The 26,301-nt window shown below is 65.8% G+C and carries 29 protein-coding genes; 23 read left to right on the top strand and 6 right to left on the bottom strand.

The window, feature by feature from the left end; translation table 11 throughout:
• Positions 1-87 precede the first annotated feature (87 nt).
• The 3 genes from ribA to cutA form a co-directional block, all read right to left on the bottom strand.
• Positions 88-771, bottom strand: coding sequence for a GTP cyclohydrolase II (ribA, locus tag Azoinq_RS07645; protein WP_232368438.1), 684 nt, complete (start codon positions 769-771; stop codon positions 88-90).
• A gap of 214 nt (positions 772-985) precedes the next feature.
• On the bottom strand, positions 986-2,977 hold the full coding sequence (dsbD, locus tag Azoinq_RS07640) for a protein-disulfide reductase DsbD (protein ID WP_216130355.1): 1,992 nt from the start codon (positions 2,975-2,977) through the stop codon (positions 986-988).
• A gap of 29 nt (positions 2,978-3,006) precedes the next feature.
• Positions 3,007-3,339: a divalent-cation tolerance protein CutA gene (gene cutA / locus Azoinq_RS07635; RefSeq protein WP_216130357.1), complete on the bottom strand. Its 333-nt coding sequence runs from the start codon at positions 3,337-3,339 to the stop codon at positions 3,007-3,009.
• Positions 3,340-3,681: 342 nt separating this feature from the next.
• Here cutA and Azoinq_RS07630 point away from each other — a divergent pair, with 342 nt between their 5' ends.
• The 7 genes from Azoinq_RS07630 (at position 3,682) to Azoinq_RS15085 (ending at position 10,584) form a co-directional block, all read left to right on the top strand.
• A complete protein-coding gene (locus tag Azoinq_RS07630; RefSeq protein ID WP_216130359.1) occupies positions 3,682-5,175 on the top strand; it encodes a sodium:solute symporter family protein in 1,494 nt (497 codons plus the stop codon).
• 145 nt (positions 5,176-5,320) lie between these two features.
• Entirely contained in the window at positions 5,321-6,376 is a 1,056-nt protein-coding gene (locus Azoinq_RS07625; protein WP_232368437.1) for a VanZ family protein, read from the top strand.
• Between the two features lie 34 nt (positions 6,377-6,410).
• On the top strand, positions 6,411-6,722 hold the full coding sequence (locus Azoinq_RS07620) for a (2Fe-2S) ferredoxin domain-containing protein (protein WP_216130361.1): 312 nt from the start codon (positions 6,411-6,413) through the stop codon (positions 6,720-6,722).
• A 5-nt stretch (positions 6,723-6,727) separates the two neighbouring features.
• Entirely contained in the window at positions 6,728-7,378 is a 651-nt protein-coding gene (locus Azoinq_RS07615; RefSeq protein ID WP_216130363.1) for an alpha/beta hydrolase, read from the top strand.
• The gene (locus Azoinq_RS07610; RefSeq protein WP_216130364.1) at positions 7,375-8,286 is read left to right on the top strand and encodes an ATP-binding cassette domain-containing protein; all 912 of its coding nucleotides are present in this window, start codon (positions 7,375-7,377) and stop codon (positions 8,284-8,286) included. Before Azoinq_RS07615 ends, Azoinq_RS07610 begins: the two co-directional genes overlap by 4 nt.
• A gap of 17 nt (positions 8,287-8,303) precedes the next feature.
• Positions 8,304-9,104, top strand: coding sequence for an ABC transporter permease (locus tag Azoinq_RS07605; protein WP_216130366.1), 801 nt, complete (start codon positions 8,304-8,306; stop codon positions 9,102-9,104).
• Positions 9,105-9,261: 157 nt separating this feature from the next.
• Entirely contained in the window at positions 9,262-10,584 is a 1,323-nt protein-coding gene (locus tag Azoinq_RS15085; RefSeq protein WP_216130368.1) for a methyl-accepting chemotaxis protein, read from the top strand.
• Positions 10,585-10,731: 147 nt separating this feature from the next.
• Here the strand turns inward: Azoinq_RS15085 and Azoinq_RS07595 are convergent, their stop codons facing one another.
• On the bottom strand, positions 10,732-11,664 hold the full coding sequence (locus Azoinq_RS07595) for an arginase (RefSeq protein ID WP_216130370.1): 933 nt from the start codon (positions 11,662-11,664) through the stop codon (positions 10,732-10,734).
• A 336-nt stretch (positions 11,665-12,000) separates the two neighbouring features.
• Here Azoinq_RS07595 and Azoinq_RS07590 point away from each other — a divergent pair, with 336 nt between their 5' ends.
• From Azoinq_RS07590 to bfr, 8 genes are all read left to right on the top strand, one after another.
• Positions 12,001-12,597, top strand: coding sequence for a riboflavin synthase (locus Azoinq_RS07590; protein ID WP_216130372.1), 597 nt, complete (start codon positions 12,001-12,003; stop codon positions 12,595-12,597).
• A 6-nt stretch (positions 12,598-12,603) separates the two neighbouring features.
• Positions 12,604-13,719 (top strand): bifunctional 3,4-dihydroxy-2-butanone-4-phosphate synthase/GTP cyclohydrolase II, encoded by a 1,116-nt coding sequence (ribBA, locus tag Azoinq_RS07585; protein WP_216130374.1) that lies wholly within the window; start codon positions 12,604-12,606, stop codon positions 13,717-13,719.
• A 1-nt stretch (position 13,720) separates the two neighbouring features.
• On the top strand, positions 13,721-14,194 hold the full coding sequence (gene ribH, locus Azoinq_RS07580) for a 6,7-dimethyl-8-ribityllumazine synthase (protein ID WP_216130376.1): 474 nt from the start codon (positions 13,721-13,723) through the stop codon (positions 14,192-14,194).
• Between the two features lie 10 nt (positions 14,195-14,204).
• Positions 14,205-14,708, top strand: a complete 504-nt coding sequence (gene nusB, locus Azoinq_RS07575) for a transcription antitermination factor NusB (protein ID WP_216130378.1) — start codon at positions 14,205-14,207, stop codon at positions 14,706-14,708.
• A 95-nt stretch (positions 14,709-14,803) separates the two neighbouring features.
• On the top strand, positions 14,804-15,757 hold the full coding sequence (gene thiL, locus Azoinq_RS07570) for a thiamine-phosphate kinase (protein ID WP_216130380.1): 954 nt from the start codon (positions 14,804-14,806) through the stop codon (positions 15,755-15,757).
• Positions 15,735-16,226, top strand: coding sequence for a phosphatidylglycerophosphatase A family protein (locus Azoinq_RS07565; RefSeq protein ID WP_408627058.1), 492 nt, complete (start codon positions 15,735-15,737; stop codon positions 16,224-16,226). Before thiL ends, Azoinq_RS07565 begins: the two co-directional genes overlap by 23 nt.
• A gap of 4 nt (positions 16,227-16,230) precedes the next feature.
• On the top strand, positions 16,231-16,761 hold the full coding sequence (locus Azoinq_RS07560) for a CinA family protein (protein ID WP_216130384.1): 531 nt from the start codon (positions 16,231-16,233) through the stop codon (positions 16,759-16,761).
• Positions 16,762-16,843: 82 nt separating this feature from the next.
• Positions 16,844-17,332 carry a bacterioferritin gene (gene bfr / locus Azoinq_RS07555; protein WP_216130386.1) on the top strand — a complete coding sequence of 163 codons (489 nt, stop codon included), beginning with the start codon at positions 16,844-16,846 and terminating at the stop codon, positions 17,330-17,332.
• A gap of 45 nt (positions 17,333-17,377) precedes the next feature.
• Here bfr and Azoinq_RS07550 read toward each other — a convergent pair whose 3' ends face one another.
• Positions 17,378-18,934, bottom strand: a complete 1,557-nt coding sequence (locus Azoinq_RS07550; RefSeq protein ID WP_216130388.1) for a PAS domain-containing protein — start codon at positions 18,932-18,934, stop codon at positions 17,378-17,380.
• Positions 18,935-19,045: 111 nt separating this feature from the next.
• Between Azoinq_RS07550 and recA the strand changes: the two genes are divergently transcribed.
• From recA to Azoinq_RS07510, 8 genes are all read left to right on the top strand, one after another.
• On the top strand, positions 19,046-20,080 hold the full coding sequence (gene recA / locus Azoinq_RS07545) for a recombinase RecA (RefSeq protein WP_216130390.1): 1,035 nt from the start codon (positions 19,046-19,048) through the stop codon (positions 20,078-20,080).
• The gene (gene recX, locus Azoinq_RS07540; protein ID WP_216130392.1) at positions 20,073-20,513 is read left to right on the top strand and encodes a recombination regulator RecX; all 441 of its coding nucleotides are present in this window, start codon (positions 20,073-20,075) and stop codon (positions 20,511-20,513) included. Before recA ends, recX begins: the two co-directional genes overlap by 8 nt.
• Before the next feature lie 12 nt (positions 20,514-20,525).
• Complete coding sequence (gene lptB, locus Azoinq_RS07535; RefSeq protein ID WP_216130394.1) at positions 20,526-21,275, top strand: LPS export ABC transporter ATP-binding protein; 750 nt, start codon at positions 20,526-20,528, stop codon at positions 21,273-21,275.
• A gap of 72 nt (positions 21,276-21,347) precedes the next feature.
• On the top strand, positions 21,348-22,850 hold the full coding sequence (locus Azoinq_RS07530; RefSeq protein ID WP_216130396.1) for an RNA polymerase factor sigma-54: 1,503 nt from the start codon (positions 21,348-21,350) through the stop codon (positions 22,848-22,850).
• Positions 22,851-22,866: 16 nt separating this feature from the next.
• On the top strand, positions 22,867-23,190 hold the full coding sequence (gene hpf, locus Azoinq_RS07525) for a ribosome hibernation-promoting factor, HPF/YfiA family (protein ID WP_216130398.1): 324 nt from the start codon (positions 22,867-22,869) through the stop codon (positions 23,188-23,190).
• Between the two features lie 151 nt (positions 23,191-23,341).
• Positions 23,342-23,827: a PTS IIA-like nitrogen regulatory protein PtsN gene (ptsN, locus tag Azoinq_RS07520; RefSeq protein ID WP_216130400.1), complete on the top strand. Its 486-nt coding sequence runs from the start codon at positions 23,342-23,344 to the stop codon at positions 23,825-23,827.
• Positions 23,796-24,734, top strand: a complete 939-nt coding sequence (hprK, locus tag Azoinq_RS07515) for an HPr(Ser) kinase/phosphatase (protein WP_216130402.1) — start codon at positions 23,796-23,798, stop codon at positions 24,732-24,734. Before ptsN ends, hprK begins: the two co-directional genes overlap by 32 nt.
• Before the next feature lie 75 nt (positions 24,735-24,809).
• Positions 24,810-25,163, top strand: a complete 354-nt coding sequence (locus Azoinq_RS07510; protein ID WP_216130404.1) for a PsiF family protein — start codon at positions 24,810-24,812, stop codon at positions 25,161-25,163.
• A 115-nt stretch (positions 25,164-25,278) separates the two neighbouring features.
• Here the strand turns inward: Azoinq_RS07510 and Azoinq_RS07505 are convergent, their stop codons facing one another.
• Positions 25,279-26,175, bottom strand: coding sequence for an adenylate/guanylate cyclase domain-containing protein (locus Azoinq_RS07505; protein WP_216130406.1), 897 nt, complete (start codon positions 26,173-26,175; stop codon positions 25,279-25,281).
• Between the last annotated feature and the right edge of the window lie 126 nt (positions 26,176-26,301).

Genomic DNA, 26,301 nt, shown 5'->3' with positions numbered 1-26,301 from the left:
TGGCTCTCCTGGAAAAGAAGGGAAAAGGGGCGCTCGCCGCCCGGGGAAAATGGAGGGACACCGCCCCCGCGGGGAGGCGGCCTTAATTCAAGCCTTGGGGGCCAGCAGATGGCCCAGGCGGGCGGCCTTGGTGGCCAGATAGCGGCGGTTTTCCGGATTTTCCCCGACCCGGTGGGGCATCCGTTCCGTCACCTTCACCCCGGCGTGTTCCAGGGCCGCCACCTTGCCCGGGTTATTGGTCATGAGGCGCACCTGATAGACCCCCAGGGAGTGGAACATGGCCGCCGCCACCCCGTAATCCCGGGCATCCACGGGCAGACCCAGGGCCTGATTGGCTTCCACCGTATCCAGCCCTTGGTCCTGCAAGGCGTAGGCCCGGATTTTTTCCAGCAGGCCGATGCCCCGACCTTCCTGGCGCAGATAGAGGAGCACCCCTCGACCGGCCTGGGCGATCCGTTCCAGGGCCGCCTCCAGCTGGGGGCCGCAGTCACAGCGGCGGGAGAAGAGGCCGTCCCCGGTGAGGCATTCGGAGTGCATTCGGGCCAGGGGCGCCGTCCCGCCGTCCCCTCCTTCCGAGCAGGCCACTTCCCCCAGGGTCAGGGCCAGATGCTCCCGGCCCGTCTTCAGCTCCCGGAAACCGTGGAGGCGAAAGGTGGCCCAGGGGGTGGGCAGATTGCAGACAGCCACTTCTTCCACCGGGCAATTGGTAGCCCGGCTGGACGCGGCCACGGGGGAAGGGGTGGAGGAGGCAAGGGGGTCTTGGGCGGACACGATGGGCAATCGGGGTAAAAAGGTGAAGGAAAAGTAGGGTTCGGCGCCTTCCCGGCGCTCTCCGATCCAACCCCGGCCTGGGGGCCCAATCCCCCGGCAAACCGGGAGGACGGCCCTAGGGGCAAGGGGGCGGAACCTCAGGGGATTCCATGCTACGCAAGAGCGGAGCGGGAATAAAGGGAATTCTTTTCAACCAATGTTCAATAATTTTCAGCTATCTGCCGGAAACCGGGCCGGGCACCCGGTCCAGGCTGCGGCCAAAGCGGGGGGCGTCCTGAAAGCCCACCACCCGCAGATCGGGCACTTCCTTGCCGTCCCGGCCAAAGAAAATGATGCCCGGGGGGCCAAAGAGGCCGAAGCGGGCCAGCAGGGCCCGGTCTGCCGGGGAGGAAGCGGTCACGTCGGCCCGCAGCAGTTCAAAGCCCGCCAGACGGGCCCGGATGGCCGGGTCGGTAAAGGTGAAGCGCTCCATTTCCTTGCAGGAGACGCACCAGTCCGCATAAAAATCCAGCATCACCGGCTTTTTCGCTCCCCGAATCCGGGCGTCCAGGTCCGCCAGGGAATGGACCGGGGTAAAGGCCAGGGGCGCCCCTGGCGCCTGGGCCGCTACCGCCGGACCGGCCAGGGTCTTCAAAGGCTGGAGGGGGTCCCGGGAACCGGCCAGCACCCCCACCAGCATGGCAGCCCCGGCGATGAGCATGACAATGCCCAGGCCCTTCCAGAAGCGCAGCCAGCCCCCCGCGTGTTGGGGCAAGGGGTCCAGGGCGCGGAGGTAAACCGCCGGCACAATGAGCAGCAGGGCCCAACCCACCATGGTCACCAGGGGCGGCAACACGGGGGACACCAGCCACAGGGCGGTGGCCAGGAGAATGACCCCGAAGGCCTTGCTTACCCCGTCCATCCAGGCCCCAGCCTTGGGCAGCAGGGCCCCGGCGGAGAGACCGACGATGAGCAGGGGCACCCCCATGCCCAGGGCCATGGCAAAGAGGGCCACGCCCCCCAGCAGGGCATTGCCGCTCTGACCGATGTAGAGCAGGGCGCCGGCCAGGGGCGCCGCCACGCAGGGCCCCACGATCACCGCCGACAGGGCGCCCATGGCGAATACCGCCGCCCCATGGCCGCCCCCCAGCTGGCGGCTTTCTTCCGACACCTTGCTTTGCAGGGCGGCGGGCAGTTGCAGTTCGTAAAAACCGAACATGGAACCGGCCAGCACCACGAACAGCAGGGCGAAGGCCCCCAGCACCCAGGGGCTTTGCAGCACATTGGAAAGCAGGGTGCCGGTGAGCCCGGCGGCCACCCCCAGGAGGGCGTAGGTCAGGGCCATGCCCAGTACGTAGATCAGGGACAGACCGAAGGCCCGGCCCCGGGAGACCCGAGCCTCATCCTTGCGGCCATGGCCGACGATGATCCCGGAAAGGATGGGGATCATGGGGAACATGCAGGGGGTAAGGGAAAGGGCCAGACCGAAGCCGAAAAAAAGGCTCACCGCCACCCAGAAGCTGGCGTGGCGGAGCAGACCGGCGATATGGCCACTTTCGTCACCGCTGTTTTCCAGACCGGCGGCACCGGTTTCCGGGGTGGAGAGGGGCGTGGATGGGGCATCGGCTGAAGCCTCCGCCGCCGACCCAGCAGGGGCGGGAGCGGAAGCGGATTGGGCCGGGGCCGCCTTATCCGACGGGCTTGAGGCGGCAGGCTCCGCTCCGACCCCCGTCTTACGGGCTTCCCCAGGGGCCGCGGCGGCAGAGGCAGGGGCCTTGGGGGCGGCCGCCGGTGCGGCGGGCAGATGCACCTTCAGGGCGTGGTCCTGGGGCGGATAGCAGACCCCGGCGTCGGCGCAGCCCTGCTCCGTCAGTGTCAGGTCCAGATCCACGGGCACCCCGGTATTGCGCTCCACGGGCAGGCGGATGGTCACGGCGTCGTAATAGATTTCCACCGCGCCGAAATTGTCATCCTGCTTCTTTTTCCCGGCGGGGAACTGGGCCTGGCCCAGGCGCACCCCCGGGGTGTTGGCGGCAAACTTGAACTTGGCCCGGTAGAGGTAATAGCCTTTGGCGATGGCGTAGCGGATTTCCACCGTATGGTCGTCCACGGCCCCCAGACTGGGCTTGAAGGCAATCCGGGGATCGAGGAATTCCTGGGCCGAGGCAGGCGCCAGGTGGCAAAACGCCAAAAGCAGAAACAGGGAAGGCAGGAGCCGGCGCAGCATGGGCGGGATACTCCGAAAAAAAGCGGGGATCAGCCGGGACGGGATTCGTCGGCGATCCAGTCCAGATAACCGGGCAGGCCCTTGCTCAGGGGCAGGGCAATAATTTCCGGCAGCTCGTAGGGGTGATGCAGGCGGATCACCCCTTCCACGTCGGAATAGCGCTCCGCCGTGGTTTTGATCAAAAGCGGCACCTCCGGCCCCTCTTCCACCACCCCCTGCCAGCGGTACACGGACAGGCAAGGCGCCAGCACATTAACGCAGGCGGCGAGACGGGATTCCACCAGCTGCTTGGCGATTTTTTCCGCCGTGGGCTGATCCGGGCAGTTGGTGAGGACGACGAGGAATTGGTTAGCTTGGGCCATGGCGGGCCATTCTACTACGGTGGGCCGGGAGGAAGCCGGGCCCCAACCGGGTTAGCCGCCGGAAGAAACCCGGCCTCCCCGCTCCGGACCCACCCTAGCCCTATCCCCACCAGTCCCCGCCCACCGCTCCACCCCCCTCCAGCCCCGGCAAAAAAACCCCGCCCCGTCAGGTTTCCGGGGGTTCCCCTACCGCTATAATGCGGCCCAATCCGCTGCGGCGGGCTTCCCCTGCCTGGGGAGGCCACGGCCCGGGCCCCGCGCCCCGGATGCCCTGGGACGGCCGAGGCCGACGGTCAAGCGGTGCGCCTTCCCCCCCCCCCATTTTTTTTGCCGCTTCCGCCCATGTTGCTCTGGTTCGTCATCACCTACTGGGTCATCTCCGTCGCCATCGGCCTCTATGCCGCCACCCGGGTCCATAACACCCGGGACTTCGCCGTCGCCGGCCGTCATCTGCCCTTTTCCATCGTCACCGCCACGGTCTTCGCCACCTGGTTCGGCTCGGAAACCGTGCTGGGCATTCCCGCCACCTTTCTCAAGGAAGGCCTGTCCGGGGTGGTGGCCGATCCCTTCGGCTCCTCCCTGTGCCTGATTCTGGTGGGACTCTTTTTCGCCGCCCCCCTGTACCGGAAGAATCTCCTCACCATCGGGGACTTTTACCGGCAGCGCTATGGCCGCTGGGTGGAGGTGCTCACCACCCTGGCCATCGTGGTCTCCTACCTGGGCTGGGTGGGGGCCCAGCTCACCGCCCTGGGCCTGGTCTTCAACGTGGTTTCCGACGGCCAGATCACCCGGCTGGCGGGCATGGGCATCGGCGCTGGCACCATCCTCATTTACACCCTGTTCGGTGGCATGTGGTCCGTGGCCATTACGGACTTTATCCAGATGATCGTCATTGTCCTGGGCATGCTCTACATCGGCGGGGAGGTTTCCGGCATGGCCGGAGGCGTGGGGGCCGTGGTGCACCACGCCGCCAGCACGGGCAAATTCCAGTTCTGGCCCGCCCCGGACGCCAAGGAGGTGATCGGCTTCCTGGCCGCCTGGATCACCATGATGTTCGGCTCCATTCCCCAGCAGGACGTGTTCCAGCGGGTCCAGTCCTCCAAGACCGAGCGCATCGCCATCTGGGCCTCGGTGCTGGGGGGGGTGCTCTACTTCCTCTTCGCCTTCGTGCCCATGTTCCTGGCCTACGCCGCCACCCTCATTGACCCGGCCATGGTGGCCCGGCTCATGAATAGCGATTCCCAGATGATCCTGCCCCGGCTGGTGCTGGAAAAGGCCCCCCTCTTCGCCCAGGTGATGTTTTTCGGCGCCCTGCTGTCGGCCATTAAAAGCTGCGCCTCCGCCACCCTCCTGGCCCCCTCCGTCACCTTTACGGAAAACATCCTGCGCCCCCTCCTGCCCCACCTCTCCGACCACCGGCTGCTGCGGGCCATGCGCCTGGTGACCCTGGGCTTCACCGCCCTGGTCACCCTCTACGCCATGAATTCCCACGCCAGCATTTTCAAAATGGTGGAAAACGCCTACCAGATCACCCTGGTCTGCGCCTTCGTGCCCCTGGTGGCCGGGCTCTACTGGAAGCCCAGCACCAACCAGGGGGCCCTGGTGTCCATCGGCTGCGGCCTCACGGTATGGCTGGTGCTCCTCACCCTGGGCCCGGCCGATCCCTTCCTGCCGCCCCAGTTCGCCGGCCTGCTGGCCGCCCTGGGGGGCATGGTGCTGGGCTCCCTGGGGCCCCAGCTGATCGCCCACGCCCCGCCGCCCCCTCCGGCCCACGGCCACCATGCGGCGGCGGCCACCCACCATGTGGCGGAACCGGTGCATCACCACGACGCCTGAGGCTGGCGCCCGGGACAATTTCCCTGAACCTTTTGTGCCCCGGGCTTTCCCAAAGAATAGCCCGGGCAGGCCCGTCCCGGGCCGTTTCCGCCCCGGCCCGGGGTGACCCGTCCGCCATCCCTGTGCCATACTGTCGGGCCCCATCATGTCCCGCCCTAACACCCCCTCCACCCTGCCCCGCTATCTGGCCCTGGCCTACGGCCTGCTGGTCATTTACGCCAGCCTGCACCCCTTTTCCGGGTGGCGCAGCACCGGGGCTTCCCCCTTCGCCTACCTGAACGCGGCCTGGCCCCGTTACTGGACGGTCTTCGATCTGGCGGTGAATGTGGCGGGCTACCTGCCCCTGGGCTTTCTCCTGGCCTTGGCCCTGAAACAGCTGCCCACCCGGGCCCTGCCCGCCCTGGCGGCCTGGGTCATGGGTACCGCCCTGTCCTTCGCCATGGAAAGCATCCAGACCTGGCTGCCGTCTCGGGTGCCCTCTAATCTGGATCTGGCCACCAATAGCCTGGGCACGGCCCTGGGGGCCCTGATCGCCTTTTTCTACGGGGAGCCCCTGTTCCGCAGCCTGACCCACTGGCAGGGCCGCCTGGTGGCGGACCGGCCCCACGCCGAACCCGGGGTGGTGCTGCTAGGCCTCTGGCTGCTCACCCAGGTGACCCCGGAAACCCTGCTCTTCGGCGCCGGGGACGTGCGCCATCTGGTGGGCCTGCCCTCGGACCAGCCCTTTGCGCCCCAGGTATTTCAGGTGGTGGAAGCGGCCATCGTGGGCATTAATCTGGTGGCCGTGGGCCTCTTCGCCCGGACCCTGCTGGCGGACCGCTGGCCCGCCCTGGTGGGGGTGCCCCTGCTCATCGTGACGGCCCTGGGCGTCCGCAGTCTGGCCACCGCCGTGCTGGTGGGGCCGGATGACGCCTTCGCCTGGTTCACCCCCGGCTCCCGCCTGGGCCTGGAATGGGGCGCCGCCGCCCTGCTGGTGCTGGTCTGGCTGCCTGCGGACATGCGCATCAGCCTGGCCAGCCTGGGCCTCATGGCGGCCACCGTGCTCATCAACCTGGCCCCGGAAAATCCCTATTCCGCCGCCGCCCTGGCCGCTTGGCGCCAGGGCCATTTCTTCAATTTCAACGGGGTCACCCGTATCACCGCCAGCCTCTGGCCCTTCGCCGCCGTGCCCTATCTGATGCTGGTGGCCCGCCGGATATAATCCCGGCCTTGCCCTTTCCTCCGGAATCCTTGCCATGAGCTACTACCGCTACCACGCCCTGATCTGCTGCAACCAGCGGGCCAACGGGGAATCCTGCTGCAACGACCACGGCGCCAGCGAGCTGCTGGATTACGCCAAGGCCAAGGTGAAGGCCGCCGGCGTGGCTGGTCCCGGCCAGGTGCGGGTGAACAAGTCGGGCTGCCTGGGCCGCTGCGACCAGGGCCCGGTGATGGTGATTTACCCGGAAGCCACCTGGTACACCTTCGTGGATAAGGAAGACATCGATGAAATCATCGAAGAACACCTGCTCCACGGTCGGGTAGTGGAACGGCTGAAGATCGACTGATCCCCATGCGTACGGACACGGAACACCTGCTCATTCCCGGCGCCGCTGGGCCCATCGACACCCTGGTGGAAGCCCCGGAAAAGCCCCTGGGCATCGCCCTGGTGGGCCACCCCCACCCCCTCTTCGGCGGCGCCAACACCAACAAGGTGGCCCAGACCCTGGCCCGGACCTTCGTCGGCCTGGGCTACGCCGCCCTGCGCCCCAATTTCCGGGGCGTGGGCCAAAGCGCCGGCAGCCACGACGAGGGCCGGGGCGAGACGGAGGACATGCTTACCGTGCTGGACTACGCCCGGCAGCGCTTCGGCGATCTGCCCGTGGTCCTGGGAGGCTTTTCCTTCGGCGCCTACGTCCAGGCCCGGGTGGCCAAGCGTCTGGCGGATGAGGGGCGGCCCGTCCAACGTCTGGTGCTGATCGGCACCGCCTCCGGCTTTGTGGAAGGCACCCGCCACTACGAGACCGACGCGGTGCCCGCCGACACCATCGTCATCCACGGCAGCGCTGACACCACCGTGCCCCTGGCCAATGTGCTGGCCTGGGCCGAGCCCCTGGAACTACCCGTGGTGGTGGTGCCCGGGGCCGATCATTTCTTCCACCGGCGCCTGCACATTCTCCGCAACATTATCCAGAGCAACTGGCACCCCCAGGACCGGCCATGACCGCGCCCCTGGAAGTCCGCCATCTCACCAAGCGTTACGGCGACTTCACCGCCGTGGACGACCTGTCCTTTGCCGTGCCTCCGGGCATCTGTTTCGGCCTCCTGGGGCCCAACGGGGCGGGCAAGACCACCACCCTGCGCTGCTGCCTGGGGCTCACCGCACCGGACGGGGGGGAACTCCGCCTCAACGGCCTGGCCGTGCCGGAACGGGCCCGGGAAGCCCGGCGGGCCACCGGGGTGGTGCCCCAGTTCGACAATCTGGACCCGGATTTCACCGTGGCGGAAAACCTCCTGGTCTTTGGCCGCTATTTCGGCCTGGAAGACCGGCTGATCCGCTCCCGCATTCCCGACCTGCTGGAATTCGCCGGCCTGGGCGGCAAGGGGGACGCCCCCCTGAAAAGCCTCTCCGGGGGCATGAAGCGGCGCCTCAGCCTGGCCCGGGCCCTGGTCAATGATCCGGCGGTGATTTTCCTGGACGAGCCCACCACCGGCCTGGACCCCCAGGCCCGGCACCTGATCTGGGAGCGACTCAAGGAACTCACCGCCCAGGGCAAAACCCTGATCCTCACCACCCACTTCATGGACGAGGCGGAGCGGCTCTGCCACCGCCTAGGCGTGGTGGACCACGGCCGTCTGGTGGCGGAAGGCAGCCCGGCGGAACTCATCGCCCAGCACATCGAACCCCAGGTGGTGGAAATTTACGGGGAAGACGCCCCGACCTGGGCCGCCGCCCACACCGCCCTGGCCCCCCGCCAGGAAGTGGTGGGGGAAACCGCCTTTTTCTATTGCCAGGACCCGGGGCCCCTGCTGGCCGCAGCGGCCCAGAGCCCGGGCCTGCGCACCCTGCACCGGGCAGCTAACCTGGAAGACGTGTTTCTCAAGCTCACCGGCCGGGAATTGCGGGATTGAGCGCCACCGGACCAGCCATGACCCAGACCTCCTTTCTCCGCACCTGTCTCGCCCCGCCCCACCTGTCCCGCCGCTGGTTTCCCGTGTGGCAGCGCAATTTCCTGGTGTGGCGCAAGCTGGCCCTGCCCTCCGTGCTGGGCAATCTGGCCGATCCCCTGATTTACATGCTGGGCCTGGGCTACGGCCTGGGCAGCCTGCTGCCCCAGGTGAGCGGCGTCTCCTACGTGACCTTCCTGGCCGCCGGGACGGTGTGCGCCAGCACCATGAACGCGGCCACCTTCGAGACCCTTTATTCCGCCTTTTCCCGCATGCACGTGCAGCGCACCTGGGAAGCCATGCTCCACGCCCCCCTCACCCTGGAAGATGTGGTGCTCGGGGAACTGGTCTGGGCAGCCAGCAAAAGCCTGCTCTCCGGTCTGGCCATTCTGCTGGTGATCTGGGCCCTGGGCCTGACCCATTCCCCCCTTTCCCTGTGGGTGCTGCCGGTGGTGGCCCTGATTGGCCTGGCCTTCGCCGGCCTGGGCCTGATCATCAATGCCCTGGCCCCCTCCTACGATTTCTTCATGTACTACTTCACCCTCTTCATCACCCCCACCACCCTGCTGTCCGGGGTCTTTTTCCCCATGGACCAGCTCCCCGCCCTGGCCCGGAGCATCGCCGCCTGGCTGCCCCTGGCCCATGGGGTGGCCCTGGCCCGGCCCCTGCTCCTGGGCCAGGTGCCCGCCCAGGCCGGTCTCCATGTGGCCGCCCTGCTGGCCATTACCGCCGTCTCTTTCCTGGTGGCCCTGGCCCTTACCCGGCGGCGCCTGCTCCGTTAGGAAGGATACATTCGGAAACAAAAGGGCAATCAGGCTGTCCCTATAATTACAGCCTATTACTTTGCGCCTAGTACGCAGCCACAACACCTGACACAGGGGAGTTTCGCGCCCTCACCTTCCTCGCCGCCGCCCCCTGCTGCCACCTCCGGAGAGGTACATGTTTCGCAACCGCAAACTTGAAGCAGCCCTGACCCAATGCCAGAACGAACGGGATGATGCCCGGGCCGTGCTGGCCGCCCTGAACCGCTCCCTGGCCATTATCGAATTCACCCCCGACGGCACCATCCTCAGCGCCAACGACAGTTTCTGCGCCCTCATGGGTTACAGCCTGACCCAGTTGCAGGGCCAACACCACCGTATTCTCTGCACCGCCGATTACACCGCCACCCCGGCATATGACCAGTTCTGGGCCAAACTCCGGGCCGGGGAATATTTCCGGGACAAGGTGAAACGGGTCACCCAATCGGGCAAGGAACTGTGGCTCCAGGCCACCTATAACCCGGTACTGGACCGGGAAGGCCGGGTCACCCGCATCTACAAAATCGCCACGGACATTACCGCCCGGGAAGAGGAGGCGGAACTGAGCCACGCCCTGGTGGCGGCCATTAACCGGGCCATGGCGGTGATCGAATTCGACATGAACGGCCGGGTGCTCACGGCCAACGCCAATTTCCTGGAGCTCATGGGCTACCGGCTGGAGGAAATCCAGGGCCGGCCCCACCGGGACTTCTGCCTCTCCGCCTTTGCCGACAGCCCGGAATACGCCGAATTCTGGGCCCGTCTGGGCCGGGGCGAGTCCTTTTCCGGCCAGTTCGAGCGGGTCGCCAAGGATGGTCACCACGTCTGGCTGGAAGCGGCCTACAACCCGGTGCTGGACGCCAAGGGTCAGCCCATCAAGGTGGTGAAAATCGCCTCCGACATTACGGAGCGGGTGACCCAGCAGCAAGCGGAACAGGCCAGCGCCAAGCTGGCCTACGACATTTCCAAGAACACGGAAGGAGTGTCGTCCAAGGGTGAGGCGGTCATTGCAGACACGGTGGCAAAAATGACCCGCATCGCCGAACTGGTGCGGGATTCCTCCAGCCGGGTGGAAAAGCTGGGGCAACAGTCGGACCAGATCACCTCCATCGTAAACACCATCAAGGAAATCGCCGACCAGACCAATCTCCTGGCCCTCAACGCGGCCATCGAGGCAGCCCGGGCCGGGGAAAGCGGCCGGGGATTTTCCGTGGTGGCGGACGAGGTGCGCAAGCTGGCGGAACGGACCAGCAATTCCACCACGGAAATCGCCGCCATGATCGGCGCTATCCAGAGCGACACCCGCTCGGTCATCGACACCATGGGCACGGGCCTGGGGGAAGTGGATCAGGGGGTTACCCTGGTCCAGGAAGCCGGTCAGGCCATCCAGGAAATCCGCAGCGGCGCCCATCAGGTGGTGGAAGCGGTGGGCAAGCTTTCTTCCACCCTGACGGCGGGCTAAAAGCGCCGGCCCGGGCGCTGCCCCCCAGCAGAGGGAGCGCCAACCTGGACACCACGCCTCTCCACCTACACCAGCGCCCAAGCCCCCGTTAGGGTGATGGGGGGGCCAATAGGCACCCCCAGGGGACCAAACAGGGTCCCGCCGGGCCTATCTCCCGAAAACCGCCGCCCCCCGGTCATCCCACAGGCGGGGGCTGCGCTCTGCCCCGTTGTCCGGCCGGGCCGCCGCTTCCAGCAGGGCCAGCACCAGTTCCCCGGTGCGCCGTTCCGGGTCGTGGATAGGGTTGTATTCGCTGATTTCCCACGCCGCCAGGCGGGGGTCCGCCAGCCAGCCGGCCAGGGCGTTCTGGGTTTCCCGGGGGTCCAGGCCATCCGGTTCCGGGGTGCCCACCCCGGGGGCCGCCCCCGGGTCCAGGGCGTCCACGTCCAGGCTCACCCCGTAGGCGCCCCTGCCCCCTGCCGTGGCGATTTCCCGGGCATCCGCCAGCACCGCCCCTAGGCCCCGGCGATGGATTTCCCCCATGGCGAAAACCTGCACGCCGCAAGATTCCAGATAATCTGGCTCCGGCCCTTCCCAGCTGCGCGCCCCCACCAGGGCCACCCGTTCCGGCTTCAGCCAGGGTCCGGGCACATCCCGCATTTCCGCCGCCCCCCGGCCCAGGAGGGCGGCCAGGGGCATGCCGTGGGGATTGCCGCTGGGGCTGTCCGCCGGGGTGTGGGCATCCAGGTGGGCGTCGATCCAGATCAGGCCCACGTCGCCCCGGTCCGCCCAGGCCCGGGCGACCCCCCGCCAGGTGCCCGCCGCAATGGCATGGTCCCCCCCCAGGATCAGGGGCCGGTAGCCCGCCGCCACTTCCGCCGCCACCCGCTCCGCCAGGGCGCCCAGGAGCCGCCCCAGGGCGGTCCAGCGGGAGCCTTCCGGGGTCAGCAGGGCGGTTTCCCGGCGCACCGACCAGCCCAGGCGTTCCAGCCGCTCCTGCAAACCCAGGGATTCCAGGACGGCAGGGGCCAGGGCCGGACCCGGGTCCGGGCCGCCCAGGCCGCAGGGCACGGGGAGAAGGGAAAGGGGAGGCAGGACCATGGGCGGGGCGCTAGAAGAGTCAGGACAGGGTGCCAGAGCTTGCCTGTTTGTGGTGAAAATTTCATGACGATGGGCAAAAGGCCCACGCCTGGCCGCCCGGCCCGGATCGCCGGAGCCCAAAGGTCACGGGTTTTACCGGGCCTAGGCGGATACCTGGGGGGCGGACTTCCGGGGCAATGACCCGCCGCCGATCCCCGCCCGGGCCCCTGGAACCCAGCCGGGCCCCTTACCCTTTTTTGACCCGTGCCCGACCCCGGAATTCCGCCGGGCCCGGGCACGGCATCCGGCGGGCAGCGTGATAAAATCCCCCATCCCCCCAACCTAGGCATTTTTCCCATGTTTTCAGGCATCGTTGAGGCCGTCGGCCGCATTACCCATCTCACCCCCCGGGAAGTCGGCTTCCGCCTTTCCGTGGCCCCCGGCAATCTGGACCTGAGCGATGTGGGCATCGGCGATTCCATCGCCCACAACGGGGTCTGCCTGACCGTGGTGGAAAAGACCCCGGACCATTTCTGCGTGGATGTGTCCCCGGAAACCCTGTCTTGCACCGTGGGCCTGGCCGAACCCGGCCCGGTGAATCTGGAACGGGCCCTGCGCCTGGCCGACCGGCTCGGCGGCCATCTGGTCTCGGGCCATGTGGACGGGGTGGGCAACGTGGTCCGCTTCGACCCCATCGGCGACAACCGGCTCCTGGAAATCCAGGCCCCGGCGGAACTGGCCAAATACATTGCCCGCAAGGGCTCCATTACGGTGGACGGCGTCAGCCTAACCACCAATTCGGTGGAGGACAGCACCTTCACCATCAACCTCATCCCCCACACCCTGGAAGCCACCACCCTGCACCGCCTGCACCCGGGCGCCAAGGTGAATCTGGAAGTGGACCTCATCGCCCGCTACGTGGAACGGATGCTTAACCCCGAAGAAAGCAACTGATTCATCATGCCCCCCTCCACTAACCTAGCCTCTACCCAGGAGATCGTGGCCGAGCTGAAAGCCGGCCGCATGGTCATCCTGGTGGACGAGGAAGACCGGGAAAACGAAGGCGACCTGGTTCTGGCCGCTGATTTCGTCACCCCGGATGCCATCAATTTCATGGCCAAGCATGGCCGTGGTCTGATCTGCCTGACCATTACGGAAGAACGCTGCCGCCAGCTGGGCCTCACCCCCATGGCTCGGGACAACAAAAGCGTGCACGGTACCGCCTTCACCGTCTCCATCGAGGCGGCGGAAGGGGTCACCACGGGCATTTCCGCCCATGACCGGGCCCACACCATTGCCGTAGCCGTGGCCCGCAACGCCAAGCCGGCGGACATTGTCCAGCCCGGCCACGTCTTCCCCATCACCGCCAAACCCGGCGGCGTTTTGGTACGGGCAGGCCACACGGAAGCCGGTTGCGACCTTACCGGTCTGGCCGGTCTGACCCCGGCGGCGGTGATCTGCGAAATCATGAACGAGGACGGGACCATGGCCCGGCTGCCCCAGCTCATAGAGGTGGCCAAGGAACATGGTCTGAAAATCGGCGCCATCGCCGACCTGATCCACTACCGCAGCCAGCACGAAACCCTGGTGGAGCCCCTGGCTACCAAGACCATCCAGACCCGGCACGGGGAATTCACCCTCCACGCCTTCCACGACCGGGTAGCGGACGAGGTCCATCTGGCCCTGGTGCGGGGCACCATCCGGGCCGATCAGGACGCCCTGGTGCGGGTCCACGAACCCCTTTCGGTGCTGGATTTCCTGGCGCCGGAAACGGGCCATCACACCTTTTCCATCGACACCGCCCAGGCCGCCCTGGCCAAGTTCGGCAACGGGGTCATCGTCATGCTGCACCGGCCCCAGAGCGGCGCCGACCTGCGCGAAGCCCTGGCCGCCCCGGCGGAAGACAAGCACGAGCCGAAGAAGTGGGACCCCCGCATCTACGGTATCGGCGCCCAGATCCTGCGCCAGCTGGGGGTAGGCAAGATGAAGCTGCTCTCCAGCCCCCGCCGTATGCCCTCCATGACCGGTTTTGACCTGGAAGTCACCGGTTTCGTCACCGATCCGGAAAGTCTCTGATATGGCCCGTTTCAACAACATCCCCGAAATCGACACCAACCTGGACGGCCACGGCCTCAAGGTCGGTCTGGTCATGAGCCGCTTTAACCAGGACGTCTGCGAAGGCCTGCTGTCTGCCTGCGTCACCGAGCTGCAACGCCTGGGCGTGGCCCCGGCGGACCTGCTCATCTGCACCGTGCCCGGCGCCCTGGAAATTCCCCTGACCCTGCAAAAGCTGGCCGGCAGCGGCCACTACGACGCCCTCATCGCCCTGGGCGCCGTTATCCGGGGCGAAACCTACCACTTCGAGGTGGTTTCCAACGACGCCTGCCGGGGCATTCAGGAAGTGCAGCTGGATTCGGGCATTCCCATCGCCAACGGGGTGCTCACCACGGAAGACGACGACCAGGCCCTGGCCCGGATGGAAACCAAAGGCAAGGACTGCGCCCAGGCCGCCGTGGAAATGGCCCGCCTCTACCAGGCCCTGGCCCAATAAAAAGCGCACCATGACCGACATCGACAAGCAATCCGCCAAACCCGCCGCCAAAGCCCACCGCAACGGCGGTAACAAGTCCCCCCGCCGCCGCGCCCGGGAATTCGCCCTGCAAGGCCTGTATCAATGCCGCTTCGGCGGCCAGGACGAAGCGGCGGCGGAAGCCCATCTGGGGGAAGCCTCCACCTTCGGCAAGGCCGACCGGGAATTTTTCGTCGGCCTGCTGCGGGGCGCCCGGGCCCAGGAAGCCGAATTGCAGGAACTCCTCGGCCCCTACCTGGATCGGCCCATGGACGAACTGTCCCCCATCGAAGCCTGCATCCTGCTCCTGGGCGCCCTGGAACTGCGCCAGTTCCCCGAGACCCCCTACCGGGTCATCATCAATGAAGCCATCGAGCTGGCCAAATCCTTTGGCGGCACGGACGGACACAAGTTTGTAAACGGCGTGCTGGATCATCTGGCCGCCCAACTGCGGCCGGAGGAAGTGGCCGCCCGGCAAAAGCAACAGCAACCCTAACCGGTCCTGGTCGCCAGGGGGGCGCCGCCCCCTTCCCCCACCGGTTTTTCGGGCAGCGGGGTTTCGCCCCCCGCGCCCTTGCGGAAGGAAGGCCCATGCCCAGCGAATTTGAACTGATCGACCGCCACTTCGCCCGTCCCACCCCGGGCGCCGTCCTCGGCCCGGGGGACGACTGCGCCCTGCTCCAGCCCACCCCGGGCATGCAGTTGGCCGCCACCACGGACATGCTGGTGGCCGGGGTCCATTTTCTGCCGGAAACGGACCCGGAACGCCTGGGCTGGAAAACCCTGGCGGTGAATCTATCCGACCTAGCCGCCATGGGCGCCCAGGCCCGCTGGGTGCTCCTGGCCGGCGCCTTCCCGGAAGACGATGAAGACTGGATCGCCGCCTTCGCCAAGGGCTTTTTCGCCCTGGCCCAGCTCCACGGAGTGGATGTGGTAGGGGGCGACACCACCCGGGGCCCCCTCAATCTCTGCGTCACCGCCCTGGGGGAACTGCCCCCCGGCCAGGCCATTACCCGGAGCGGCGCCCGGGCCGAAGACGACCTGTGGGTATCCGGCACCCCGGGCCTGGCCTCCCTGGGCCTGGCCCACGCCCAACACAAAACCCAGCTTGCCGACGATTTGGCCACCACCTGCCTGGAAGCCCTGCGCCGTCCCCAGCCCCGTCTGGCCCTGGGACGCTCCCTGCGCCGGGTGGCCAGCGCCGCCATCGACGTTTCCGACGGTCTACTGGGAGACATCGGCCACCTGCTGGAACGCTCCAAGGTGGGGGCGGAAATCCGCATGGATCACCTACCGCCCCTGCCCCAGGGCGCCGACCCGGAACTAGCCCGGGCCTGCCAGCTGGGAGGCGGGGACGATTACGAACTGGCTTTCACCGCTCCCGCCAGTCAGCGGCCCACCCTGGCCGCCGTGGCGGCGGTGCTAAAGCTGCCCCTGTGGCGCATTGGCCGCATTACCCCGGCCCCGGGATTGCGCCTGCTGGATGAACAAGGTCAGGAGCTGCCCCTGCCCGCGAAAGGTTTTGATCATTTCCACGCCGCCTAATCTCCGCTTTCTTTTTAGCCACCCGGCCCATTTCGTCGCCTGCGGCCTGGGCAGCGGCCTCTCCGGCTTCGCCCCGGGGACCGCGGGCACTCTGTTCGCCTGGGCGTCCTATGTGCTGATCCGGCCCAATTTCAGCGACATGGGCTTTGCCGTCTTTCTCCTGGCCTGCTTCGTCATGGGGGTGGTAGCCTGCGACCGGACCGGCCGGGATCTGGGAGTGGTGGACCACGGCGCCATTGTCTGGGATGAAATCGTGCCCTTCTGGGGCGCCCTCTTTTTCTGCCCCCCTTACCTGCTCTGGCAGTTAGGCGCTTTCTGCCTCTTCCGCCTCTACGACATTACCAAGCCCCAGCCGGCCCGCTACTTTGACCGGCAGGTGAAAAACGGTTTCGGGGTGATGATGGACGACGTGGTGGCCGCAGGCTACACGGTCCTCACCCTGGCCCTGGCCAAACGTCTGCTCGGATAAACCCATGTCCCCATCCTCCTCCAGCGCCGCCCCCAGCCAATCCCAACTGGAAGCCCTGGCCGCCCGGGTCGGTGCAGCTTTGCTGGCCCGGGGGGAAACCCTGGCCACCGCCGAATCCTGCACCGGGGGCTGGATCGGCCAGAGCCTTACCGCCATTGCGGGCAGTTCCGCCTGGTTTGACCGGGGCTTCATCACCTATTCCAACCAGGCCAAGACCGAGGAACTGGGGGTGCCGGAAGCCCTGCTCGCCCGGGTGGGGGCGGTCAGCGAGCCGGTGGCCGCCGCCATGGCCCAGGGGGCCCGGCGCCAGGGGCGCATGACCTGGGCCCTGGCGGTGAGCGGCATCGCTGGACCCGGGGGCGGCAGCCGGAGTAAGCCCGTGGGCACGGTCTGTTTCGCCTGGGCCGGGCCGGATCAGGTGCTCCAGGTAGGCACCCAGCATTTTCCCGGGAACCGGGAAGAAGTCCGGGCCCACACCGTGGCCCACGCCCTCACCGTGCTTTTGCAACACCTGGATCGCCCCCTGGCCGCCTGAGGGCCGAGCCGCTAACATAGGCTTTCCCACCGGAGCGGGTGCCCCCTCCGGCCTCTTCCAGCCCTTGCCCCAGGAGTCCGCCATGAAAGGTCATAGCCCAGTCCTCAAGCAGCTCAACGAATTGCTGGCCGGAGAATTGATGGCCCGGGACCAATATTTCATCCACGCCCGGATGTACGAAAACTGGGGCCTGGGCAAACTCTACGAGCGTATCTGGCACGAAATGCAGGACGAAACGGGCCATGCGGACTGGCTCATCCAGCGCATCCTGTTTCTGGAAGGCACCCCGGGCATGGTCCCGGCCAAGGCCATGAAAATCGGCAAGACCGTGCCGGACATGCTGAAAAACGATCTGGCGGTGGAAATTTCCGTGGTGAAGGCGGTGCGGGCCGCCATGGCGGTCTGTGAAGCCCACCAGGACTACGTTTCCCGGGACATTCTGCTGAAAATGCTGGACGACACGGAGCAGGATCACGCCCACTGGCTGGAGCAGCAGCTAAAGCGCATTGAGCTAGTAGGCCTGGAAAACTATATCCAGTCCCAGATGGGCGACGCCCCCGCTTCAGCTTAAGAACGAAAGCCACCGGGGGGGATGTTCAGCCCGCCCCCGGGGGAATCAGGAAAGCCGGACCGGCTCCCGTCCGCTGGAATGGGAAAGCCCGGGGGACGGGCTGGCCCCTTCCCCCCGGGCACTTTCCTGGCCCATGGCGACAAAGTGGGTCAATTCTCCCCGGCCGTCCCGCAAGGGCGCCAGGGAAAGGTGCCAGGCCAGGTCGCCACCGTCCTGGCGGCGGCTCACCAGGGCGCCCTGCCAGCCAGCACCGTCCAGCAAGGCCTGCCACAGGGCGGCGCCCCCCGCCCCTTCCCCATCTCCACCTGCGGGCTGGAGCAGGCAGGGCGTTTCCCCCAACAGGTCTTCCAAAGCATAGCCGGTGAGGCGGGTGAAGGCCTGATTGCAATATTCAAAGCACCCCTGGGCATCCGTAATAAAAATGGGCGCCGGGCCCCATTCCATGGCCCGGGAGAACTTTTCCAGGTCCGCTTCCAGCAGACGACGCTCCTGCACATCCCGAAACACCCCGGCCAGCCGGATCACCCGTCCCTGGCTATCCCAGGCCACGGCCTTGCCCTCCCCCCGCAGCCAGCTCCAGTGCCCGCGCCGGTTGGCCCGACGAAATTCCCCCACATAGCGGGCGGCCGAGCCCTGGGCTACCCGGCCCAGACCGGCCAGTACCCCGGCCCGATCTTCCCCATGCACGCCCGTCAGCCAGTCCGTCAGCGCCAGGCGCTGAGGCGGCGGCCCGGCCTCGTCCAGGGCGGCGGCGGCGGATTCCCGAATGGTCAGGAGATCGGTCCCCACCTCCCATTCCCACAGGCCGAAATCCTGCCCGGCCAGGGCTTCCCCCAGCCGGGCCAGACGCTCCTGGCAACGTTGTATCCCCCCGTCCTCCCGGACCCGGGTTCCGGTCACCTCCCGAATGCTGCCTTGCAGCCGGTCCGGCCCCTGGCCATTGCCGGGCACCAGACGCCCTTCCAGGCACAGCACCCGCAGGCCACCGGCCTCGTCCCGCACACGAAAATCCACCCGGCAGCCATCCCGGCCCATGGCCCCCAGGGCCGCCTCCAGAGGACCCCGGTCCTCCGCCAGCACCACGGGCAACCAGGCATCCAGACTATCCCCGGCCCGTACCGCCCCCTGGCCGAACCAGCCGGGAATGGCGCCCCGGCGCCCCAGCAGGCGCCGGCTGCCCGGCTCGGCCCACCACAACAGTTGGCCCTGGGCCGTGAGAATGGCATCCACCCCCCCGTCACTACCCCGCCGGAAACGGCTACAAATCCAGCGCAGGGCGATGCCGAGCACCAGGGCCGCCCCGAGCAAGCCCAGGGAAGCCAGCCAGAGGCGCCCCCCCTGGATATTGCGCTGCCATAAGCCCAGAAGCATGGCGCCCCAGACCAGGGGAGCGCTGCGCAGACCCAGCGCGGCCAGGCAGGCGCCCGCCAGGATCAGGGGCAGGAACTGGTCCGCCGCCCCCCAGGAGGGGCCCAGAGCCCCTCCCAGGCAGACCGCCCCCAGGGAGAGGCCAAAAGCCAGGGCCAGCTGCCCCCCCAGGGGGAAACCGGTGAAGGAAAAGGGTGGGGCCCAATAGGGGCGGAGTCGGCGAAGAACATTCATTTGGGATAGAAATTGCCTGACTTTGGCCCCCGGAACAATTGGGGCTTACACGTATCCGTGCCCGCAAGGTTTGTGCCATAATCGGACGCTTGTTTTTGGGGATTTCGAGCCATGGAAGACAATAAGGCTAAGGCGCTCGCCGCCGCGCTGGCACAGATTGAAAAGCAGTTCGGCAAGGGCTCCATCATGAAGATGGGCGCCACCGAAGTGGACAAGGGACTGGAAGTCATTTCCACCGGCTCCCTGGGGCTGGACGTAGCCCTGGGCGTGGGCGGTCTGCCCCGGGGCCGGGTGGTGGAAATCTACGGTCCGGAATCTTCCGGGAAAACCACCCTGACCCTCCAGGTCATTGCCGAAGCCCAGAAAAAAGGGGGCGTGGCCGCCTTTATCGACGCGGAACACGCCCTGGATCCCCAATACGCCCAGAAGCTGGGCGTCAAGGTGGGTGACCTGCTCATTTCCCAGCCGGATACGGGGGAACAGGCCCTGGAAATCGCCGACATGCTGGTCCGTTCCGGGGGCGTGGATGTGATTGTGGTGGACTCCGTGGCCGCCCTCACCCCCAAGGCGGAAATTGAAGGGGAAATGGGGGACTCCATGATGGGCCTCCACGCCCGTCTGATGAGCCAGGCCCTGCGCAAGCTCACCGCCAACATCAAGAAAACCAACACCCTGGTGATTTTCATCAACCAGATCCGGATGAAGATCGGCGTCATGTTCGGCAATCCGGAAACCACCACCGGGGGCAACGCCCTGAAGTTCTATGCCTCCGTGCGTCTGGACATCCGCCGCATCGGCTCCATCAAGAAGGCGGACGAGGTGATCGGCAACGAAACCCGGGTCAAGGTGGTGAAGAACAAGGTCTCCCCCCCCTTCCGGGAAGCCATTTTCGACATCCTCTACGGGGAAGGCATTTCCCGGGAAGGGGAAATCATCGAGCTGGGCGTGAACAACAAGATCGTGGAAAAGTCCGGCGCCTGGTATTCCTACAACGGGGAAAAGATCGGTCAGGGCAAGGACAATGTGCGGGAATTCCTCAAGGCTAATCCCGCCCTGGCCCAGGAAATCGAAGCCAAGATCCGCACCGCCGTGGGGGTGACCAAAGCTGCCCCCGCCCCGGAAGCCCCTACCCCCGGGGATGACTGAAAGCCTGCGCGGGCGGGCCTTGCGCCTGCTCGCCTCCCGGGAACACAGCCGTCTTGAACTGAAACGCAAGCTGGCTTCCCACGCCGAAAGCGGCGAGGAACTGGAATTGCTGCTGGACGAGCTGGAGAAAGCCCGCCTGCTTGCCAATGACCGTTACGCCGAACAGCGGGTCACCGTCCGCGGCGGCCGCTACGGTAACGCCCGCCTGGCCGGGGAATTGCGCAGCCAGGGGGTGGATGACACCACCATTGCCAACGCTTTGGCCCAGGCCGGGGATGAAACCGAGCGGGCCCTGGCGGTCTGGCGCAAAAAATTCGGCAGCCTGCCCCAGGATGCCCAGGAGCGGGCCAAGCAGGCCCGTTTTCTGGCCGGTCGGGGTTTCGGCAGCCCAACCATCCGCCGGGTGCTGCAAGGCACCTGGGATGACGAGTAAAAGGTTCGCACCATGTCCGACCCGCAAGACAGCCAAAAAGGCCACATTCTTTCCGCCCACAACCTGAAGAAGCGCTACAAGGCCCGTACCGTGGTCCAGGACGTGTCCTTCGAGGTCTGCTGTGGGGAAGTGGTGGGGCTACTGGGCCCCAACGGGGCGGGGAAAACCACCTGTTTCTATATGATCGTGGGTCTGGTGGCCGCCGATGGGGGCGCCATCTGGCTGGACAACCAGGAACTGACCCACCTGCCCATCCACCGCCGGGCCCACATGGGGGTCTCCTACCTGCCCCAGGAAGCTTCCGTGTTCCGCAAACTGAATGTGGAAGAAAACATCCAGGCGGTGCTGGAACTCCAGGAACTGGACCCGGAGGCGACCCAGAGCAAGCTGGAGGAGCTGCTCGACGAACTCCACATCGGCCATCTACGCCACACCTCCGCCGCCGCCCTCTCCGGCGGGGAACGGCGCCGGGTGGAAATCGCCCGGGCCCTGGCCACCTCCCCCCGCTTCATCCTGCTGGACGAACCCTTCGCCGGGGTGGACCCCATCGCCGTGCTGGAAATTCAGAAAATCATCCGTTTCCTCAAGGAACGGGGCATCGGCGTACTCATCACCGACCACAATGTGCGGGAAACCCTGGGCATCTGTGACCGGGCCTGTATCATCAATGAAGGCCGGGTACTGGCCGCTGGTGGGCCGGATGAGATCGTTTATAATGAAAATGTAAGAAAAGTCTATCTGGGTGAGCATTTCCGCCTCTAATCACCCCTTTCTCCCCCAACAGCAGCCCGTCTGCGGAGAAGTCATCGTCATGTTTTCTCCCATCACGCGCCCATGAAACCGACCCTCCAACTTAAACTTTCCCAGCATTTGGCGCTCACGCCCCAACTGCAACAATCCATCCGGTTGTTGCAGCTGTCCACGCTGGAACTGAACCAGGAGCTGGAGAAGTACCTGACGGAAAATCCCCTCCTGGAACGGGAGGACGAGGATTTCGACGGTCCTTCCGGGCCTGCCGCCGGGGAAGGAAGTGACAGTGCGGCCCCTGATCCGGCGGGCACCACGCCCCGGGAAACGGAGCGGGGCGAGGATGATAGCCGGGAGCACGGGGAGCCGGGGGAAAGCGCCGAAACGGGCATCCGTGCCAGCGACGAGGGCAATGCCCTGGCCGCCGGGGAGGATGACGGCTGGTATGCGGAGGGCAGCTATCCTTCCGCCTCCCGGGACGAAGAAGACGATTCGGATTACCAGGACATCCAGGCCGCCAGCACCTCCCTGCGAGACCATCTGGCCTGGCAGTTAGGCCTCACCCCCCTGAGTGACCGGGACCGGAATCTGGTACGCTTTCTCATTGAAGCCCTGGACGACGACGGCTACCTGACCCAGCCCCTGGAAGAACTGGCGGACGCCCTGCCCCCGGAGCTCGAAATCGACCTGGACGACCTGCTCATCGCCCTGCGCCACCTCCAGCATTTCGACCCCACCGGAGTGGGGGCCCGCTCTCCCCAGGAATGCCTGGCCCTGCAACTGGAAGCCCTGCCCCCGGAACCCACCCGGGATCTGGCCCTGCAACTGGTGCGCCAGTATCTGGAACTCCTGGCCGGACGGGACTTCACCAAGCTGAAAAAGCTCCTGGGCTGTGACGACGACCAGCTACGGGCCGCCGCCCATCTGGTGAAGAGCCTCAATCCCCGCCCCGGGGCCCAGTACGCCCCCCTGGATACCCGCTACATTATTCCCGACGTGGTGGTGCGCAAGCTACGCAACCAGTGGGTGGCCAGCATCAACCCGGACGCCTATCCCCGGCTGCGCATCAACCGCCTGTATTCGGATATTCTCTCCAAACACCGGGGCTCCTCCCTGGCTGGCCAGCTCCAAGAAGCCCGCTGGCTGATCAAGAACGTACAGCAGCGCTTTGACACCATTCTGCGGGTCTCCCAGGCCATCGTGGAACGCCAGCGCCAGTTCTTCGAACACGGGGAAGTGGCCATGCGCCCCCTGGTACTGCGGGAAATCGCCGAGGTGCTGGGGCTCCACGAATCCACCGTTTCCCGGGTCACCACCCAGAAATACATGGCCACCCCCCGGGGCATTTTCGAACTCAAGTATTTCTTCGGCAGCCACGTGGCCACGGAAGCGGGGGGCGCCTGTTCCGCCACCGCCATCCGGGCCCTGATCAAGCAGTTGATTGGCGGGGAAGATGCGAAAAAGCCCCTTTCCGACAGCCAGATTTCCGAGATTCTCGGGCAACAGGGCATTGTGGTGGCCCGCCGGACCATAGCAAAATACCGGGAGGCGTTGAACATCCCGCCGGCTAACCTACGCAAGACCATCTAACCAAGGAGTAAATAATATGAACCTGCACATCACCGGCCATCACGTCGAGGTTACCCCGGCTATCCGCGAATACGTCAGCAGCAAGCTGGATCGGGTGCTGCGCCACTTCGACAACGTCATTGAAGTGAATGTGATCCTCACCGTGGAAAAGCTGAAGCAAAAAGCGGAAGTCACCGTCCGGGTGCCGGGCAAGGACATCTACGTGGAAAACGAAGACAGCGACCTGTACGCTTCCGTGGACGCCCTGGTGGACAAGCTGGACCGCCAAGTGATCAAGCACAAGGAAAAGGGCCTGGCCCACAACCGGGACAGCATGGATAAGCACATCGGCGAAGCCTAATCGCTAGCACCGCCGCCGCCCCACCCAAGGGGGCGGCTACGGTGGCCGAGCGTCGCCTTTTCCGCTATGATCCGGCCACCTGAAGGGTCTCCCTCCCGCCCCCCGGGTTTCTTGTTTCTCCCATCGTCTTTCCGGGGAGTACCCTAGCCCCATGGACCTCATCGCCAAACTCCTTCCCCCCGCCAACATCGTCCTGAATCTGGAAGCCAGCAGCAAAAAGCGCGCTTTCGAGCAGGCCGCCCTGTTGTTCGAAAATAACCTGGGGGTTGCCCAATCCACGGTTTTTGCCAGCCTGTTTGCCCGGGAAAAGCTGGGCTCCACCGGCCTGGGCCAGGGCGTGGCCATTCCCCACGGCCGCTTAAAGGGCATCAAGGAAGCCGCCGGCGCCTTTCTCCGCCTCACCCACCCCGTGGCCTTCGACGCCCCGGACGGCAAGCCGGTAGATCTGATGTTCGTGCTCCTGGTACCGGAGCAGGCCACGGAACAACATCTGCAGATTCTTTCCGAGCTGGCCCAGCGCTTCTCCGACAAGCTGTTCCGGGAGGCCCTGCGCCATTGCGACAGTATGGACGACGCCCACCGCCTGTTCACCGATTGGGGAAATCATGCGGAAAATCAGCATCGCGCAGCTGTTTGAAGACCATCGGGAACGCCTCGCCCTGGAATGGGTGGCAGCCCTGGGCAGCGAACGCTTCATCGATCTGAAACGGCGGGGCAACAACTACGGTGCCGATCTGGTCGGCCACCTCAACGTCATTCACCCGGAACGGCTCCAGGTCATCGGCTTCGCCGAACAGGCCTGGCTCACCAAGGCCAATCCGGAGCGCCTGAAAAACCAGATGCAGGACATGTTTGCCGCCGAACCACCCGCGGTGATCGTGGCCGAAGGTCTGGAAGTGCTGGCCATGGTGCGGGACACCTGCGAAGCCACCAGCACTCCCCTGATCACCACCCCCAAACCCTGCTCCGCCATCATCGACCTGCTGCGCATCTACCTGTCCCGGCGTCTGGCGGACACGGTGGCGGTGCACGGCGTCTTCATGGACGTTTTCGGCATGGGAGTACTGATTACCGGGGATTCGGGGGTGGGCAAGTCGGAACTGGCCCTGGAACTCATTTCCCGGGGCCACGGCTTGGTCGCCGACGACGTGGTGGAACTGGCCCGCATCGCCCCTTCCACCGTGGAAGGCCGCTGCCCGGGCATGTTGCGGGACTTTCTGGAGGTCCGAGGCCTGGGCCTCTTGAACATCCGCACCATTTTCGGGGAGACCGCCTCCCGGCGGAAAATGAAGCTCAAGCTCATCGTCCACCTGCAAAAGCCGGTGGCGGGCATGGATTCCCCCCGCCTGCCCCTGGACGCCCAGACCCAGGAAGTGCTGGGGGTGCCCATCCGCAAGGTCATCATTCCCGTGGCCGCCGGCCGCAATCTGGCGGTGCTGCTGGAAGCGGCGGTACGCAACACCATTCTCCAATTGCGCGGCATCGACAACATGCAGGAATTCATCGGTCGCCAGCAGCAAGCCATTCTTGACGACGACCTATAACCCCGTCATATTTCCGCCCACATCCGCCGGATGGGGGCATTGCCCTTCCTTCTTCCCTTCCATGAGGAGTTTGCCGTGAAAAAAACCCTGATCGCTCTCCTGACCCTTGGCGCCGTGGTCTTTACCCAAGCCGGTTTCGCCGCCGACGCCCCGGACGCCGCCAAGAAGCTCACGCCCCAGCAGGAAAAAATGAAGAACTGCAACAAGGACGCCAAGGACAAGCAACTGAAAGGCGACGACCGCAAGCAATTCATGAAGTCCTGCCTCTCCGGCAAGGCCGCGCCTGCTCCGGCAGCCGCTGCGGCCCCTGAAAAAGCAGCCGCACCCGCCGCCCCCGACTGTGCCGCCCAGGCCACCAGCAAGAAGCTGGCGGGTGCCGCCAAGGCTTCCTTCCTGAAAAAATGTCAGGCCGACGCCGCCGCCAAATAAGCGCCCCGTCCCAGCCCAACAAAAAGGCCAGCGTTACCGCTGGCCTTTTTGTTGGGAGCCGCCCCCACCGGAGCAGGGGCGAAAATGAAAAGAAAAGGGAGAAAGCCGCGCCCCTTCAGAGGTACTCGAACTCCGCCACTTCCGCATCCCCACCCGTGGCGGAATGGCCGAAAGCCAATAGGCCCTTATTGCCCAGCACCACTTCGCTGTGGCGTACGAACATTTCCGGTTCCCCTTCAAAGGCCACATAGGTGCCGTTGGTGCTTTCATCCACCAGCACGTAACGATCCCGACGCCGCAGAATCCGGGCATGGGCACGGGAAGCCCGCTTGTCCTGAATCACCACATCGCAGGCCCCATCCCGACCAAAACTCAAGCCTTCATTTTTGCCATCCAGCAAAAACGCCTTACCGGAGTGGCGGACACAGAGTTTGGGGCTACCCATCTGGGTAGTGGAGGCCTTCACCTCCCCCAATTGTTGGCGCAGAACGGTAAGCTCGCCAGCTTCCTGCCAAGGTAGTTCATAAATAGCACCTCCCGCCCCAGCTTCGGACATTTGCCGATCCGTCGCCCGGGTGCCCTGACGCATGGCAGCGGGTAAAGCGTTGGCCGCTTCGGCGCTGACAAAAATCTGCCCGGCTTTGGCCATGCCCAGCAAGCGGGCAGCACCCACAAAGCCATCCCCTGCCGGAGCTGCGCTATCGGGCGCCAAAACACCGCAATGAACCCCCACCCGGATGGAAAGTTTGACACCGGAGACCGGTGGCAAATCCTCTACCCGCTGCTGCATGTCCACCGCCGCTTGGCAAGCCACTTCCCCATTCTCGAAACTGGCCACCAACTCATTGCCTGAGGAACGCAGCAAGCGACCGGCAAACCCCGCAACCACCCGTTCGATCCGTTTTAGGCAGCGCTCCTGGGCATAGAGCGCTTCCCCTTCGGGAAGACGCTCAAAAAGCCGGGCACTCCCCGGAATATCGGCACACAAAACCCCTAAAGACGCAGCACTCATTTCACCCCTCCGCGCCGCAAAAAGGTGTACGGACAAGACTGCCGTCAACACCGGCCAAAAGAACTAAAACATTATTCATATTAATAACTTATATTGTGACTCCCTGCCGTCCATAATAACAAAGTC

The organism is Azospira inquinata, assembly GCF_018905915.1.
Classification (GTDB): Bacteria; Pseudomonadota; Gammaproteobacteria; order Burkholderiales; family Rhodocyclaceae; genus Azospira; species Azospira inquinata.
This window is presented reverse-complemented; position numbering and strand designations above follow the sequence as displayed.